The organism is Flavobacterium aquariorum, from assembly GCF_003254745.1.
GTDB classification, from domain to species: domain Bacteria; phylum Bacteroidota; class Bacteroidia; order Flavobacteriales; family Flavobacteriaceae; genus Flavobacterium; species Flavobacterium aquariorum.
Window position 1 is genome coordinate 65,399 of record NZ_QKXH01000004.1, and the last position, 18,111, is coordinate 83,509.

General features: G+C 37.5%; 9 protein-coding genes. All 9 read left to right on the top strand.

Features of this window, described 5'->3' with window-relative positions; all coding sequences use genetic code 11:
* The first annotated feature begins 8 nt into the window (after positions 1-8).
* Positions 9-863, top strand: a complete 855-nt coding sequence (locus DOS84_RS07615) for a hypothetical protein (protein WP_111409536.1) — start codon at positions 9-11, stop codon at positions 861-863.
* Positions 864-1,107: 244 nt separating this feature from the next.
* Positions 1,108-3,594, top strand: coding sequence for a glycoside hydrolase family 2 TIM barrel-domain containing protein (locus DOS84_RS07620; RefSeq protein ID WP_111409537.1), 2,487 nt, complete (start codon positions 1,108-1,110; stop codon positions 3,592-3,594).
* Between the two features lie 31 nt (positions 3,595-3,625).
* Positions 3,626-6,025 carry a glycoside hydrolase family 31 protein gene (locus tag DOS84_RS07625; RefSeq protein WP_111409538.1) on the top strand — a complete coding sequence of 800 codons (2,400 nt, stop codon included), beginning with the start codon at positions 3,626-3,628 and terminating at the stop codon, positions 6,023-6,025.
* Positions 6,026-6,106: 81 nt separating this feature from the next.
* Positions 6,107-8,113 (top strand): glycoside hydrolase family 97 protein, encoded by a 2,007-nt coding sequence (locus DOS84_RS07630; RefSeq protein WP_111409539.1) that lies wholly within the window; start codon positions 6,107-6,109, stop codon positions 8,111-8,113.
* A 220-nt stretch (positions 8,114-8,333) separates the two neighbouring features.
* A complete protein-coding gene (locus DOS84_RS07635; protein WP_111409540.1) occupies positions 8,334-10,499 on the top strand; it encodes a glycoside hydrolase family 3 C-terminal domain-containing protein in 2,166 nt (721 codons plus the stop codon).
* A gap of 2 nt (positions 10,500-10,501) precedes the next feature.
* On the top strand, positions 10,502-12,076 hold the full coding sequence (locus DOS84_RS07640) for a GH39 family glycosyl hydrolase (RefSeq protein WP_111409541.1): 1,575 nt from the start codon (positions 10,502-10,504) through the stop codon (positions 12,074-12,076).
* A gap of 45 nt (positions 12,077-12,121) precedes the next feature.
* Entirely contained in the window at positions 12,122-14,353 is a 2,232-nt protein-coding gene (locus tag DOS84_RS07645; RefSeq protein WP_111409542.1) for a glycoside hydrolase family 3 C-terminal domain-containing protein, read from the top strand.
* Between the two features lie 101 nt (positions 14,354-14,454).
* A complete protein-coding gene (locus DOS84_RS07650; protein WP_207802029.1) occupies positions 14,455-15,957 on the top strand; it encodes a cellulase family glycosylhydrolase in 1,503 nt (500 codons plus the stop codon).
* A gap of 93 nt (positions 15,958-16,050) precedes the next feature.
* Entirely contained in the window at positions 16,051-18,000 is a 1,950-nt protein-coding gene (locus DOS84_RS07655) for a sialate O-acetylesterase (RefSeq protein ID WP_111409543.1), read from the top strand.
* Positions 18,001-18,111 lie beyond the last annotated feature (111 nt).

An 18,111-nucleotide genomic window follows, 5' to 3' on the forward strand; every position in this document is an offset into this window, starting at 1 on the left:
AAGAAACTATGAAACGTAAATTATATATACTTGTAGCTGCTATAGCCCTAGGGTCACTGTTTTCCTGTGAGCCTGTAGAGGATAGAGATAGTCTTCCGGCAATAACTTATACCGAAGCCACACTTAATCATACTGAAGTCGTAACAGGTAATACTTTGACTATGACAAATAATGATAAAGATGTTACTCCTTATTGGTCTGTTGCTGATGCTACTGGAACAGAGTTAGGGCATTTTAATACTAATTCCTCTTCTGTGATAATTCCTTTTAAAGGGACTTATACCGTAACTTATACTGCTTATACAAGAGGTGGAGCTTTATATACTCAACCAAAAACGATAACGATTGTCAAAACCGACTTGTCCTCTATTACAACTGATCCAAAATGGGCAATGTTAACCAATGGAGCTGCAGGAAAAACTTGGGTACTAAACATGGCTAATCCTGTTGGATGGGCAGGATTAGAGTATCCGGGTACATCTGGCGATAACTGGAATTGGTTTCCTGATTATGCAAGTAACAGTTGGGTAATGGAAAACAAGGATTGGGGCGAAATGCACTTTAATCTTAATGAGGGGTATAATGTTTCCGTAAAACAAACTGCACTTGTTGGTACTGCTCAGACAAATAAGTCAGGAACTTTTGTGTTTGACATTCCAAATAATAAATTAATTTTTAACGGAGGTGTAGAGATGCTTTATGGTGGAAACTATTACCCAGATGTGAGTAATTGGACTTCTGTACACGTTATAAAACTTACGGAGACTGAACTGGAACTTGGAGTGGTTCGTGACCAAAGTAGAACTGGAGAAGGGAAATGTCAAATCGTTTTTCGTTATAAACCAAAACCTGCTGTAAACTAAATTATTGGTTGGATTAAAGAATTAGGTTATTAAGTTTTTTGGACTTTGAAACGGGTATACAATATCAAGAGTTAGGATTCATACTACTACTCTTGATAGTATTTCCAAAACAATGGGAGCCTGTTTTAAAGAAAAGAAAACCTACAACTGAAAAGTAATAATATAATGTATCGATAATTAGTGTCATTTAAACACTTATCGATACATTTATATTACTTTAAAAACGATTATAATTTTAATAAAAATGAAAAAACTAAGCAATTTTATACAGGGGTTGGCACTGTTAGGAGTTATAATTTTAGTAATGTCCTATACAGGAAAAGAAAAGGGAACTGTTCCTAATTCTAGAAAAGTGGCATTCAATTCAGGTTGGAATTTTCATTTGAACGACAGTATAAAAGATAAAGATACAATCAACAGTTCTACCACTTGGAGAACATTAAACTTGCCACACGATTGGAGTATCGAAGGAAAGTTTGATGAAAAAAGCCCTGCTGGTTATGGCGGAGGTGCTCTTAACGGAGGCTTGGGATGGTACAAAAAAACATTTAAGATTGCTCTTGAGAATAAAGAAAAAATCACGTCAATAGTTTTTGACGGAGTTTATAGAAACAGCCAAGTCTGGATCAACGGACATTATCTTGGTAAACGCCCAAATGGGTATATCGGTTTTCAATATGACCTTTCTCCTTATTTGAATTACGGAGATAAAAACAATGAAATCATTGTCAAAGTTGACAATTCAAAACAACCTAACTCTCGTTGGTATTCCGGTTCAGGGATATTCAGAAACGTATGGTTGGAAACAACAGATAAATTATATGTTGAGCAATGGGGAACTTATATTACTACCCCAAAAGTAACTTCGAAAAGTGCTTCGGTACATTTAGAAACTACAATTAAAAATCAATACGCAGCTTCAAAAAGCGCAACCATTCTAACTACAATTTTCAAAAACGACACTAAAGTAACTTCGGTTACCCAAAATATAAGTATTGCTGCAAATGCAAATCAAGTTTTAAGTCAAGACATCCTTGTTAACAATCCTGTTTTATGGTCTGATGAAAAACCGGAACTATACACTTCGGTTACGACAATTAGCATTGATAACAAGATAATAGATCAATACAAAACCAACTTCGGAATCCGAAGTTTCAAATTTGACCTTAATAAAGGATTTATTTTAAACGGGAAACAGGTTAAAATCAAAGGTGTTTGTATGCACCACGATTTAGGTCCATTGGGATCGGCCATTAATACTAGAGCCATCGAACGCCAGTTGGAAATTTTGAAAGGAATGAGAGTAAATGGTATAAGAACTTCTCATAATCCACCAGCACCAGAGCTTTTGGATCTTTGTGACAAAATGGGCTTCATCGTTATGGACGAAGCATTTGATATGTGGAAAAAAGCCAAAACCAAATACGACTACAGCCTTGACTGGGATAAATGGCATACCAAAGATTTGCAGGATCAAATCCTGAGAGACCGCAACCATCCCAGCATTTTTATGTGGAGTATCGGAAACGAAATTCCAGAACAATGGAGTGATGAAGGTGTAGTAATTGCCAAAGAATTGTCCGGAATCGTAAAAAAACTAGATACCACACGTTTGGTTACTGCTGCAATGAATCCTGCAGTTAATATGAATATTGACGACGTAACGCTACAATTTGAAAAGTCTAAAACCTATTTCAATAAATTAGCAACTTCGGGAGCTTTGGATATTATAGGCTACAATTATGCGCATCAAACTTTTGAACACCATCAAAAAAACTTTCCTAATATTCCGTTTATTGCAACCGAAACGACTTCAGCTTTAGAAACACGTGGATATTATGATAATGTTTCGGATGTCGTTAAGAAATGGCCGGTAAGATGGGATCTTAAATTTACGGATGGAAATCCAGGCAATACAGTATCGGCTTACGATCAGGTTCAGGCGCCTTGGGGTTCTACTCACGAAGCAACATGGAAAGTGATGAAGAAACACGATTTCCTTGCAGGAATGTACATCTGGACCGGTTTCGATTATATCGGTGAACCAACACCTTATGAATGGCCGTCAATCAGTTCGTATTTCGGAATTGTGGATTTGGCAGGTTTCCCAAAAGATATTTATTATATGTACCAAAGCGAATGGACAAACAAAACCGTTCTTCACCTTTTCCCACATTGGAACTGGACAGCTGGTAAAAACGTTGATGTTTGGGCATACTACAATAATGCTGATGAGGTAGAGCTTTTTCTTAACGGAAAATCAGTTGGAGTTCGCAGCAAAAAAGGAGACGATTTACATGTGATGTGGAGAATTCCTTTTCAAGCAGGAACATTAAAAGCAATTTCTCGAAAAAATGGTAAAACAGTTTTAGAAACGGTAATCAAAACAGCCGGAGTACCAGCAGCTTTAAAATTGACTGCAGACAGACCAACTATCAAAGCCGATGGAAACGATTTGTCTTTCGTCACGGTAGATATTACCGATGCAAATGGTGTGCTTTCGCCAAATGCGAATAACGAGATTCTATTTTCTTTGAAAGGAAACGGGAAAATTGTTGGGGTTTGCAGCGGAGATCCAGTGAGTCATGAATCGTACAAAGGAACAAAACATACTGCCTTAAATGGAAAATGTTTAGTGGTGATTCAGTCTGGCAATAAAGCCGAAAAGCTTGAATTAACCGCTAACGCCAATGGTTTGAAAGCAACAACAATTACAATTTCTGCAGAATAAAACACAATTAAATAATATTAAAAAGAACACAATGAAAAAAATAAAGATAGCTTCCCTGTCTCTATTCATGGGTTTTGGTTTACTGGTTTCGCCAAAAGCGTCAGCACAAATTCAAAATGCAGATGTGCTTAACGCACCAATGGATATCAGCAAAGATTTTCAGAATTATCTAAACACGTTTTATTTTGCTGATGAGTTAACCAGTTTTGACCCTGCAACAGGAAAAGGAACTATAAAATATTTGCGTTACAATTATCAAACGCGTCAGGCTTTCAACAATATGATGATGAAGCCAGGTGTTGTTCCTGCCAATGAATTTCCAACGACGGAGTATGCAGTTTCTCCTGAATTGCCTTTTCAAATTCAGTTTGTATCGGATCGATCCATTCGTATCAAAACGACTTCTGGACCACAATTTCATCCTGAAAAAGAATCGTTGATGCTGGTTGATGGAGTAGCTCCGAATCACCCGGAATTATGGAAATCTTCTAAAATTGAAGGCGGTTATAAATACACAAGCAAACATGGTTCTGTTGAAATTTTATCAAAACCTTGGCACGTAAAAATTTATGACGAAAAAGGAAAGCTGCTAACAAGCACTCTTCATGATTCTGATTTTAAAAATACGTATACACCAACGCTTCCGTTTTCATTCGTACGCAGAAACAGTGATTATTCCAGAAGTATGGGAGCGGCTTTCAGCTTAGAACCAGACGAAAAAATATTTGGTTGTGGAGAATCATTTACACAGTTCAACAAACGCGGACAAAAAGTGGTTTTATGGACTGATGATGCCAATGGTATTCAAAACGAAACGATGTACAAACCAGTTCCGTTTTATATGAGTAGCCGTGGTTATGGTGTTTTTATGCATCATTCAACTCCTATTACAGTTGACTTTGGAAGATATTTTAACAGCGCCAATGAAATGTACATTGGTGATGATGAAGCCGATTTGTTTTTCTTCATCGGAGAACCAAAAGAGATATTGGATGAATATACTAATTTGACAGGGAAAGCTGCAATGCCACCGCTTTGGTCATTTGGTTTTTGGATGAGTCGTATCACTTATTTCTCTGAAAAAGAAGGACGTCAAGTTGCGAAAGATTTACGTGCCTATAAAATTCCGACTGATGTAATTCACTTTGACACGGGTTGGTTTGATGTTGATTGGAGAAACAATTACGAATTTTCTAAAGATCGTTTCCCGGATGCAGTAAAAATGATGTCGGATATGAAAGATGACGGTTTCCATGTATGTTTATGGCAATTACCGTATTTCTCTCCAAAAAATACGTTGTTCAATGAAATTATGGACAAAGATCTTGCCGTAAGAGACCGCAAAGGAAACTTGCCTTATGAAGATGCGGTTTTGGACTTTTCGAATCCAGCGACTGTGACTTGGTACCAAGCAAAATTGAAACATTTGTTTGATCAAGGAGTTAGTGTATTCAAAGTTGATTTTGGAGAAGCTGCACCGCCAGAAGGAATTTACCATTCAGGACGTACTGGTTTCTACGAACACAATTTATACCCATTGCGTTACAACAAAGCAGTAGCCGAAATTACTCAAAAAGAAAAAGGCTATACTTTAATTTGGGCCAGAAGTACTTGGGCAGGAAGCCAACGTTACCCATTACACTGGGGAGGTGATGCCGAAACAAGTAATGGTGCTATGTCAGCCGAATTAAGAGGAGGTCTTTCATTAGGATTAAGTGGTTTCAGTTTCTGGAGTCATGACGTGGGTGGATTTGCAACAAAATCACCTGAGAGTTTATACAGAAGATGGGCTCCATTCGGAATGTTTACCTCACACGTAAGAAGTCATGGTGAACCTCCAAGAGAACCTTGGTTGTACAGCAAAGACTTCTTGGAAGGATTTAGAAACGCCGATAATATGCGTTACGAATTAATGCCTTATATCTATGCGCAAGCCAAGGAAAGTTCTCAAAAAGGATTGCCGATGATGCGTGCTTTATTCCTTGAATATCCAAACGATCCAGGTGCTTGGTTGGTAGACAATGAATACTTATTTGGATCCAGTATGTTAGTGGCTCCTTTATTTGAAGAAGTAACTGAAAGAGACGTCTATCTTCCAGAAGGAACTTGGATTGATTATCAAACCAAGCAAGTATATCAAGGTGGATGGCACAAAATTAAAGCAGGTGATATTCCAATCGTAGTTTTGGTTAGAGACGGTTCTGCGATTCCTCATATTGGATTGGCGCAATCGACAAAAGATATGGACTGGAGCAAATTGACCTTAAAAGTATATGCTACAGATGCTACTAATACAGCTACTGCTAAAGTATTCTTGCCAGGAACCGATGCAGTACAAACAATTACGGTTTCCAAAAAAGGAAGCAATTTTGAAGCAATATCAAATCCATTAACTGGAAAAACCACTTTCAAAACCGAGTGGATAAAATAAATAAGTTGAGTTAGTTTTAAATCGGGGAATGGAGGATTGCTTTATTTCCCGATTTATAAAATAAGATTAAGAAACAATATTATGATCAAGAAATTAATACTTCCCGTTCTATTACTGTCTATAAGTATAGGTAATGCTCAAGGCAAAAAGACAAAATCTTATGAATTGGCTTCTCCTGCAGGGAAAAACAAAATTCAATTTCAGTTGGTGGGTAGCGCGCCAAAATATGCGGTTACTCACGGAAAAACTCAAGTGATTACGCCGTCTGATATGGGTTTCATGCTAAAAAACAATGAAGATTTTAGCAATAATTTTGAAGTACTCAAAGTAGAGAATTCCACTTTTGATGAAACTTGGGAACAGGTTTGGGGGGAAAAGAAAAACATCAGAAACCACTACAACCAAATGGTGGTGCAATTGCAACAAAAAGACAAAAACAAACGCAAACTCGAAATTCAGTTTCGTGCTTACGATGACGGAATTGCGTTTAGATATGTGTATCCAAAACAAGAAACGAAAGACAGTATTTTTATCATGGATGAAAAAACGACTTTCAACCTGAAAGAGGACGGAAAAGCATGGTGGATTCCGGCCAATAGAGAAAATCGCGATGAATATCTTTTTAAAGATGCGCCGGTAAGTACTCTTGATACCGTTTTAACCCCATTAACTATCGAAAGTAAAAGCGGGTTGGCATTAAGTTTTCATGAAGCAAACCTAAAAGATTTTGCCAGTATGACTTTGGTAAATACTACTGGTACACAACTTAAATCTGATTTGGTGCCTTGGGCTGATGGAGTAAAAGTTCGTGTAAAAGATACGTTTGCTTCTTCTTGGAGAACGTTACAGATTGCCGAAAAACCAACTGACTTGATTACGTCTTATTTGATTTTAAATCTGAACGAACCCAATAAATTAGGTAAAATAAGTTACTTTAAACCATACAAATATTTCGGAATTTGGTGGGGAATGCACATCGGGAAATACACATTTTGGGAAAGCGACAAGCAAGGAGCAACAACCAAACATGCTGAAGAATACATTGATTTTACCGCCAAAGAAGGTTTTCACCATTTGCTAATTGAAGGCTGGAACAAAGGCTGGACACCGGCTTGGTATGAAAACAAAATGCACATGTTCAGTTTTACAAAAAGTGCCGATAACTTCGATTTGGAAAAAGTAGTTGAGTACGGAAAGAAAAATGATGTGGCGCTTATCGGATACCACGAAACTGGTTCAAATTTGATTAATTATCTAAAAGAAATCGACGACGCTTTTGCTTTATACAAAAAACTCGGAATGCATTCGGTTAAGATTGGTCACGTTGGTTCAAAATTGAACATGAAAGAATGGCACTTTGGACAATTTGGAGTGAATTATTTCAGATATGTTCTAGAAAAAGCGGCTCAATATGATTTGGCCGTTTTATACCATGAGTCCATAAAAGATACAGGAGAACGCCGTACGTATCCAAACATGGTTTCTAGAGAAGCGGCTAGAGGACAAGAATACAACGCCTGGAGCGAAGGAAATCCACCAAATCATTTGACCATCATTCCGTTTACCAGATTGCTTTCTGGACCAATGGATTTCACACCGGGGATTTTTGACGTTGAGGTAAAACAAGGTTACCCAGGGAAAAGAGTTCATGGAACAACGGCACAACAATTGGCATTATATGTAACGATTTATGCTCCAATCCAAATGATGGCCGATCTTCCAGAAAACTATGAAGGAAAACCAGCTTTGCAATTCTTGAAAGACGTTCCAACAGATTGGGAAACCACAAAAGTTGTGAATGGAGAAATCGGACAATACATCACCACTGCCCGTAAAGATAGAAATAGTGAAGATTGGTATTTGGGAAGTATCACCAATGAAAAAGCTAGAGATTTAGTTATTCCATTGACATTTTTAGATTCCAAAGCCACTTACGAAGCACAGATTTATGCGGATGCTGAAGGTACAGATGAAACACACAATCCATCAGCAGTTGCTATTTCCAAAAAAACAGTAAAAGCATCAGATGTATTGAAATTGCATTTGGGCGGAGCAGGAGGAACAGCCATCCGATTCAAAAAATTATAAAAATAGTTTGGGCGTGCCCCAAGGGTCGGGCTATCCGTTGCAATCTTTTTTTATCCCGCAAAAAGGCGGGATAAAAAAAGGATTTCCACTACTATCCCTCACGCAAATTCAGCATTAATCAAGAAATTTTGTGCTTTTCATTAGCTATCCTAACAGGTTTTTTTAACCTGCTAGGTATTATTAGATATTTTATGGAAATGGTTTTAAATCAATTATTTAAATGAAAAAAAATATCCTATATATCATTCTTCTACTGTCGATTGTACCAGTTTTGGCACAAAAAAAGCAACAGTACCCTTTTCAGAATCCAAATTTGGGTGTTGAAAAGCGCATTGACAATTTGTTGTCATTAATGACTTTGGAAGAAAAAGTAGCGGTATTAAGCACTGATCCTTCTGTTCCAAGATTGGGAGTTGTGGGTACAGGCCATGTCGAAGGATTACACGGATTGGCATTGGGTGGTCCAGGCAAATGGGGAGGAAAGGGAAAAGAACCAATTACAACAACTACATTTCCACAGGCCTATGGTTTAGGCGAAACTTGGGATGTAGATTTGATTCAGAAAGTGGCTCAGGTGGAAGGTTATGAAGCGCGTTTTGCTTTTCAGAAATACCATCGAGGAGGTTTGGTGATTCGAGCTCCAAATGCCGATATCGCCAGAGATCCACGTTGGGGACGCACCGAAGAAAGTTACGGAGAAGATGCTTTTTTTAACGGAACGATGACCGTCGCTTTTGTAAAAGGGCTTCAGGGGAATCATCCAAAATATTGGCAATCGGCTTCATTGATGAAGCATTTTTTGGCGAACAGCAACGAAGACGGCAGAACTTATACTTCATCCGATTTTGACGAACGGCTTTGGAGAGAATATTATTCAGTTCCTTTCAGGATGGGAATCATTGAAGGAGGTTCGAGAGCCTATATGGCGTCTTACAATAAAGTAAACGGAATTCCGGCTATGGTGCATCCGATGCTGAAAGAGATTACTCAAAAAGAATGGGGACAAAACGGAATTATCTGTACCGATGGTGGCGCTTTTAAGTTATTGCTTTCGGATCATAAATATTATGCCGATTCGTATTTGGGGGCCGCCGCAGCCGTAAAAGCAGGAATCAATCAGTTTTTGGATGATTATAAAGAAGGAGTTGATGGTGCCATTGCGAAAGGTTATCTCAAAGAAAAAGACGTAGACGAAGTTATCAGAGGTGATTTTCGTGTAATGATAAAACTGGGAATGTTGGACGCTATGGATGCCAATCCGTATGCTAAAATTGGAACAGGAAAAGACACAATTGATCCTTGGAAATCCGATGCCCATAAAAAATTGGCATTGGAAGCAACATTGAAATCAATTGTTTTATTAAAGAATGATCCAGCGAAACAGCTCTTGCCTTTGCAAAAAGAAAAAATCAAAACGATTGCCGTAATCGGTATTCGTACCGATGAGGTGCTTTTGGACTGGTACAGCGGAACGCCTCCTTATGTGGTAACGCCTTTACAGGGAATTAAAAACAAATTGGGAGATAAGGTGGAAATTTTATACGCCAAGAACAATGCTGATGGCAAAGCGGCGGCTATTGCAAAAAAAGCCGATGTAGTCATTGTAATAGTTGGGAATCATCCAGTTTGCAATGCAGGGTGGAACGATTGTCCGGTTCCGAGCGAAGGCAAAGAATCCGTAGATCGTCAGTCTTTGACATTGGAACAGGAGGATTTAATTAAGATTGCATATCAAGCCAATCCCAATACGGTTGTAGCCTTAATAAGCAGTTTTCCGTATGCGATCAATTGGACACAGGAACATATTCCGTCTATTGTGCACATGACACAAAACAGCCAGGAGTTGGGAACAGCTTTGGCCGATGTATTGTTTGGGGATTACAATCCAGCGGGAAGACTGACACAAACCTGGGTAAAGGATATTACAGATTTACCTGATTTATTAGACTATAATATCCGCAACGGAAGAACCTATATGTATTTTCAAGGGAAACCATTGTATGCTTTCGGTCACGGATTGAGTTACACCATTTTTGCCTACAATTCGATAACCACAAACAAGGAAACTTTAGAAAAAGATGGAGCCCTAACAGTTTCGTTTTCAGTTACCAATACCGGAAAACGAGACGGGGAGGAAGTCGTTCAATTGTATGTTAAATCAATCGACTCGGCAATTCAGCAACCGATAAAAGCATTGAAAGCTTTTCAAAGAATATTTTTAAAAGTAGGTGAAACCAAAACGGTTGCGTTGACTTTAAAAGCTAATGATTTAGAATATTGGAATACATCCAAAAAACAATTTGAACTGGAAAAAGGACAAATTGAAATTGAAGTAGGAAGCGCTTCTGATAAAATCCTTTTAACCAAAAAAATAACCGTAAAATAAAGATGAAAAAATATTTAGCAATACTTATTATTTTATGTTTAGGCAATGTTACATTGTTTGGACAAGACTCAAATGCTAAAAGCAGAATTATAAAAGTCGATTATAATAAATCAGCTGGAAAATTGAATACAATGTTCAAAGAATGTATTGGAGCAGGAAGAGCCAATGAAGGACTACGTGCCGATTGGCAACAACAATTGGCTTTGACCAAAAAAGAATGTGATTTCAAATACATTAGGATGCACGGTTTATTGACCGACGATATGGCTGTTTATACAGAGGATAATAAAGGAAATCCAATTTACAATTACCAATATATTGATGTGCTGTACGATTTTTTACTAAGCATCAATGTGAAACCATTTGTCGAATTAGGGTTTATGCCATCAAGATTAGCCAGTGGAAATGAAACTATTTTTTGGTGGAAAGGAAATGTAACTCCGCCTAAAGACTATAAAAAATGGGAAGATTTAATTCGAAATCTGACTCAGCATTTTACCGAACGTTATGGTGAAGAAGAAGTAAAAACTTGGTATTTCGAAGTTTGGAACGAACCGAATTTGTCACCTGGCTTTTGGACAGGAACCCAAGAGGAATATTTCAAATTGTATGATTACACGGCCAGAGCAGTAAAAAGCGTAAATCCTGCTTACAAAGTGGGAGGCCCTGCAACAGCCGGAGCGGCTTGGGTACCTGAAACAATTGAATTTTGTAGTAAAAACAAAGTGCCTTTAGATTTTATCTCTACACACGCTTACGGCGTTGGTCAAGGTTTTTTAGATGAATTTGGAGGTTCTGGCACTGTCTTGAATAAAGAAGAATCGAGTGTGAGCGGTGAAGTAATTAATTCACGTAAGCAAATTTCAAGTTCTGCAAAACCAAACCTGGAATTGCATTATACTGAATGGAGTTCATCGTACACTCCGGCTGATCCAATCCACGACAGTTATCATTCGGCCGCTTATATTCTTCAAAAACTGAAACAAGTGGGTAATGCCGCAAACTCTATGTCGTATTGGGTTTTTACCGATATTTTTGAAGAACCGGGCCCAAGATTTACCCCTTTTCACGGTGGTTTCGGATTGTTGAATACACAAGGAATTAAGAAACCAGCCTATTTTTCATATTCTTTTTTAAACAAATTGGGAGAAACTGAACTACAAAATACGGATACTTCTTCTTGGGCGACTAAAAATGAAAAAGGGAATGTGCAGGTTTTGTTTTGGGATTTTACCTATACTTTGCCGGATGCTACAAATAATCAACAATATTATATAAAAGATTTACCATCAAAACCAAAAGGGTCTGTGAAAATTGAAGTTGCAGGACTCCAAAAAGGCAACTATACATTAGAAATATACAAAGTAGGTTACAAAGTGAATGACGTTTTTACCGATTATTTAGGAATGAATAAACCGAATCAACTGACCAAACAACAAGTAAATAAGCTTAAAGAAAAAAATAATGGAGATCCGATTTCAACCGAAATAGTAAAAATTGATGCGAATGGAATATATAAAAAGGATTTCAAGATTAATGAAAATGATGTGCTGTTGCTGAATTTGGTAAAGCAATAGTTTCTTAATAATAATGATTCAAAAACAATAATAAATATAATTAGCATGAAAAATAACATTTTACATCTATCGGTAGCGATGACTTTTGTGATTTTTGCTTCTTGCAAAAATGAGGTACGGGATTCGGGTTCAACGCAAACAAAAGTCTATGAAGGAAAAGAAATAACCAATGAATATGACTCAGAAATTGACAAATTGGTTGCTCAAATGACGCTTGAAGAAAAAATAGGAATGCTGCATGGTAATAGTATGTTTACAAGTGGAGGCGTAAAACGTTTGGGTATTCCTGAATTAAAGATGGCCGATGGACCGTTAGGGGTTCGCGAAGAAATTTCCAGAGACAATTGGGCACCAGCTGGTCTGACTAACGATTTTGCAACGTATTATCCAGCCGCTGGAGCTTTGGCAGCCACTTGGAATGCTGATTTAGCCTATACTTTCGGGAATAGTGTAGGACAGGAATTACGAGCTAGGGATAAGGATATGTTGCTTTCCCCTGCAATTAATATTGTACGAACTCCGCTAGGTGGTAGAACCTATGAATATTTGACAGAAGATCCGTTTTTGAATAAAAAAATGGCAGTGCCTATGGTTGTTGGTTTACAAGACAATGATGTAATGGCTTGTGTCAAACATTTTGCGGCCAACAATCAAGAAACAAACCGCGATTATGTTGATGTTCAAATGGACGAACGTACGCTTCGCGAAATTTATTTGCCAGCATTCGAAGCCGCTATAAAGGAAGGGAAAGCATATAGTATAATGGGAGCTTATAACAAGTTTAGGGGTGAATATTTATGTGAAAACGATTATATGTTGAACAAAGTTTTGCGTGATGAATGGGGATTTAAGGGTGTCGTTGTTTCTGATTGGGCTGCCGTACATTCCACTGTAAAATCTTTGAAAAGCGGATTGGATATCGAAATGGGAACTCCAAAACCATTTAATGAGTTTTTCCTAGCGGATAAACTAATTGCAGATGCGAAAGCAGGTAAAGTTTCAGAAGCCGAAATTGATATTCATGTAAAAAGAATACTGAAAGTTTTGTTCCAAGTAAAAGCTTTGGGTGGCAAAGATCGTGCGAAGGGTAGCATTTCAACCGAAGCACATTACCAAGATGCATACAAAATAGCATCAGAAGCTATTGTTTTGTTGAAAAACGAAAATAATGCACTGCCCCTAAAATTGGATGGCGTGAAATCCATCGCTATAATTGGAAATAATGCGACCAAGAAAAATGCTTTGGGCGGATTTGGCGCAGGCGTAAAAACTAAAAGAGAGATTACACCTTTGGAAGGTTTGAAAAACAGATTGCCGGCTTCGATCAAAATCAATTATGCCGAAGGCTATTTAGAGCGTTATGATGAAAGAAATAAAGGAAATTTAGGAAATATTACTTCAAATGGCCCTGTTACTATTGACCAATTAGAGCCGGCGAAATTACAAGAAGCTATTGAAGCTGCTAGAAAATCGGATGTTGCGATAATCTTTGCGGGATCCAATCGTGATTATGAAACTGAAGCTTCTGATCGTAGAAGTTTAAACTTGCCATTTGGACAAGAAGAATTGATTCAAAAAGTATTGGCTGTAAACCCAAGAACCATTGTTGTCATGATTGCTGGAGCGCCTTTTGATATTGAAGCAATAAAAAATAAAACAAATGCTTTGATTTGGAGTTGGTTCAACGGTTCTGAAGGTGGAAATGCTTTGGCAGATGTACTGTTAGGAAAAATAAATCCATCAGGTAAATTACCTTGGACAATGCCTAAAAATATTATGGATTCACCAGCACATGCCACTAAGAGTTTTCCTGGTGATAAAATTGTGAATTATGCCGAAGGAATTTTGGTAGGGTATCGTTGGTTCGATACAAAAAAAATAGAACCTCTTTATCCTTTTGGATACGGATTGTCCTATACCACTTTTGCTTTCGATAATGCTAAAACGGATAAAAAAGAATATACAGCCGATGAAACAATTACAGTTTCAGTAACGGTTAAAAATACCGGAAAAGTTGACGGTAAAGAAGTGGTTCAATTATATGCTTCTAAATCAGATTCAAAAATTACCCGTGCAGCCCAAGAATTGAAAGGTTTCCAAAAAGTATTGGTTAAAACTGGAAATTCTGAAACGGTATCAGTTAAAGTTCCTGTCAAAGAGTTGGCATATTACAATGAGGAAACCAAAAAATGGACAGTAGAGCCAGGGAATTATACTTTGAAATTAGGAAGTTCTTCTCGTGATATTAAGAAAGAAGTAACCGTAACCATTAAGTAACATTAGCATTCCTTCTAATTTGAATCTAGAATCTGCTATAGATTTTCAATGCAGATTCTGGATTAAATAACTAACTAACCATAAAACCAATAATTGCGAAAATGAAAAAAACAGTAATCAATCGACTATTTAGCATCCTTTTATATGTTGCTTTTTTTGGTCTTTGGTCTTGTAATTCCGATTCAGGAACAGACACAAAACCAGAAACAATATCGCTTTCAGCAGATACCAACAAAATTGATTTTCAAACTAAAGGGAATGCTGCTGCTATAAAAGTTACCACTAATGCAACTGCTTGGACAGTCACTACTTCGGATACCAGTTGGATACAGTTGAGTCAACTCTCAGGTGGTACTGGAACCACGACATTTAATATAACAGCATCGGAGAATATTGGTACAGTAACTAGAACAGCAGTGATCACTATTAGTTCTAATCAAACGGCTTCTGTCCAAATTGCTGTTTCTCAGGTTGGGGTTGCTCCAGTTACTACTTTATATCCAAATTATAATACCAATCCGATAGCTGCAGATGCTACTGGTATGGCAAGTAATGCTGTGGAGCTTGCTGCCAAAATAAAGCTAGGCTGGAACATCGGTAATACACTCGAAGCTACAGGAGGAGAAACCAATTGGGGAAATCCAAAAGTTAGCAAAGAATTAATTGATTTGGTTAAAGCAAATGGTTTTAATGCGATTCGAATTCCTTGTTCTTGGGATCAAAATCTAGTGAGTTCAACTACGGGACAAATCAGTACAGAATGGATGAACAGGGTAAAAGAAGTAGTGCAATATTGTGTTGATAATGATATGTACGTCATCGTTAATATTCACTGGGATGGCGGATGGCTTGAAAACAATTGTACTGAAGAAAAGAAAGAAGCTAATAATGCCAAACAAAAAGCATTTTGGGAACAAATAGCAACCAATTTTCGCGATTTTGACGAACATTTACTTTTTGCCAGTGCCAATGAACCTAACGTTGACAATGCTGCTCAAATGGCAGTTTTGACATCCTATCACCAAACGTTTATTGATGCAGTGCGTTCTACAGGAGGGAAAAATGCATTTCGTACTTTGATTGTTCAAGGGCCATCAACAGATATCGAAAAAACCAATAAGTTGATGACTGCTTTGCCAACAGATAAGGTGGCCAATCGCATGATGGCCGAAATTCATTTTTATCCTTATCAATTTAGTTTGATGACCAAAGATGAATCTTGGGGCAAAATGTTTTATTATTGGGGAGCAGGAAATCATTCAACCACAGATACGGATCATAATCCAACTTGGGGTGAAGAGGCTGATTTAGACAAATTTTTCTTGTCTATGAAAACACAATTTGTAGATAAAGGTATTCCGGTTGTACTTGGAGAATTTGGAGCTATTAGGCGTGATTTAACGGGTGATGCATTGGCTTTACACCTCAAATCAAGAGCCGATTATTTAAAGAATGTTGTAAAAAAAGCAAGAGCTAATGGTCTGCTCCCTTTTTATTGGGATGCTGGATTCATGGGTGTAAACACTATGACTTTATTCAATCGTACCAACAATACGATATACGATGCTCAGGCGTTAACAGCTTTGCAAGACGGATTAAAATAAGTAGAAACGACATATAATTTGACGAAATGATTTTTTATAAATAACTATTAAATTTATAGGAAATCATTTTTTCGATTATCAATTTTTTTTAAGATGAAAAAGCTATTAGTTACTTTATTTTTATTGTTTGCGTTTTTTTCTAATGCCAATGTTCGAATGCCTTTAGTGTTTTCAGACGGAATGGTTTTGCAACGTAATAAACAAATTCCGATTTGGGGTTGGGCGGATGCCAACGAAAAAGTCGAAATTCATTTCAACAAGCAAACCAAAACCATTACTGCCGATCAAAATGGAAAATGGATGGTAAAATTAGATTCAGAAAAAGCTGGAGGGCCTTTTGAATTATCTATTACAGGAAAAAACAAAATTTTAATAAAAGATATTTTGGTTGGCGAAGTTTGGATCTGCAGCGGACAATCCAATATGGAATTTCAAATGTATAAAACGATGAATTCCAAAGCTGAAATAGAAGACTCCAATTATCCGATGATTCGTCATTTTGGTGTTGCCCAGGATTTGAGTGGTTCGCCAAAAGAAGATTTAAAAGCTGGAAAATGGGCCGTTTGCAGTAAAGAGGCTATCAGTGATTTTACGGCTGTGGGTTTCTTTTTTGCTAAAAAATTATATGCAGAATTAAAAATCCCAATCGGAATTATCAATACGTCTTGGGGTGGTACTTGTGTGGAGACTTGGACCAGTCGTGAAGCATTTGAAAGAAACGATGACTTTAAAGCTATGATCTCCGAAGTGCCTCAGGTGGATATGGACGCCGTTTTTGAAACATACAAAAAGTCGGTTTTAGATAATATCAGAAAAGTTCAAGGATTTGATGTGACGATGGTCAATGAAAATCAATTAAAAGACCTGAATTTTCAGGATGCAGATTGGCCGGAAATCAAAGTGCCTTCGCTTTGGGAAAACCAACAAATAGGGAATATTGATGGGGTGGTTTGGATGCGAAAAACGATTGTTTTATCAGCGGATCAAGCCAAGAAAGAAGCTGTTTTGCATTTGTCCAAAGTGGATGATGAAGATGTAACCTATGTCAACGGCGTTCAGGTTGGAACCAATAACATTTGGGAAGCCAAAAGAATCTATAAAATCCCTGCAGGAGTTTTGAAAGAAGGCGCGAACGTAATTGCGGTTCGAATTTCAGATTACTCAGGTGGTGGCGGAATTTACGGCGATCCTGCCGATTTGATGATTAATTTCAAAGATTCAAATATACCGCTGGAAGGACTTTGGAAGTTCAATGTGGTACAAGTAAAAGTCGCCATTTCACCCAATAGTTATCCTTCGTTGTTGTACAATGCAATGATCCATCCATTGATTCCGTATGCTTTTCAAGGGGTTTTATGGTATCAGGGTGAAGCCAATGTGTGGCGAGCAAAACAATACAAAAAAGCTTTCCCGTTGATGATAAATGATTGGAGAACCAAATGGAATCAGGGGGATTTTCCTTTTTACTTTGTTCAATTATCAACCTTTAATGAGTTTAATGGAAACAGTAAAGTAGGTAGTCGCTGGGCTGAACTTCGCGAAGCACAAACCGAAACGCTGAAATTGCCAAACACTGGAATGGCAGTAACGACTGACATTGGTAATGCAAAAGACATTCATCCCACAAACAAACAGGATATAGGAAAACGTTTAGCCTCTATTGCCTTGAATGATGTTTATGGTAAAAAACAGGTTTGTAATGGACCAATGTATAAATCGATGGAAATCAAAGGGAATCAAATTATTCTCACTTTTGATAGCATCGGAAGTGGATTATCAACAACTGATAAAAATGTAAACCTAAAAGGTTTTGAAATCGCAGGTGTCGACAAAGTTTTTTATGCCGCGAAGGCTATTATCAAAAATAATAAAGTAATAGTTTCATGCGAAAAAGTATCAAATCCAGTTGCGGTTCATTACGGTTGGGCAGATGACGATACAGAAATCAATCTTTTCAATAAAGAAAAATTACCTGCATCTCCTTTCAGAACCGATGATTGGGAAATGATTACGGCAAATGAAATCTATAAAGTTAGTAAGTAATTATTGGGCGTGACCGCATTTACAAAAGGCGCTATTTATCATGCCGCTTATTGCGCGCCTTTCGTAGATTCGGTCGGGCTATCCGCACTATTTCGGTAGTTTGCTTTAAAC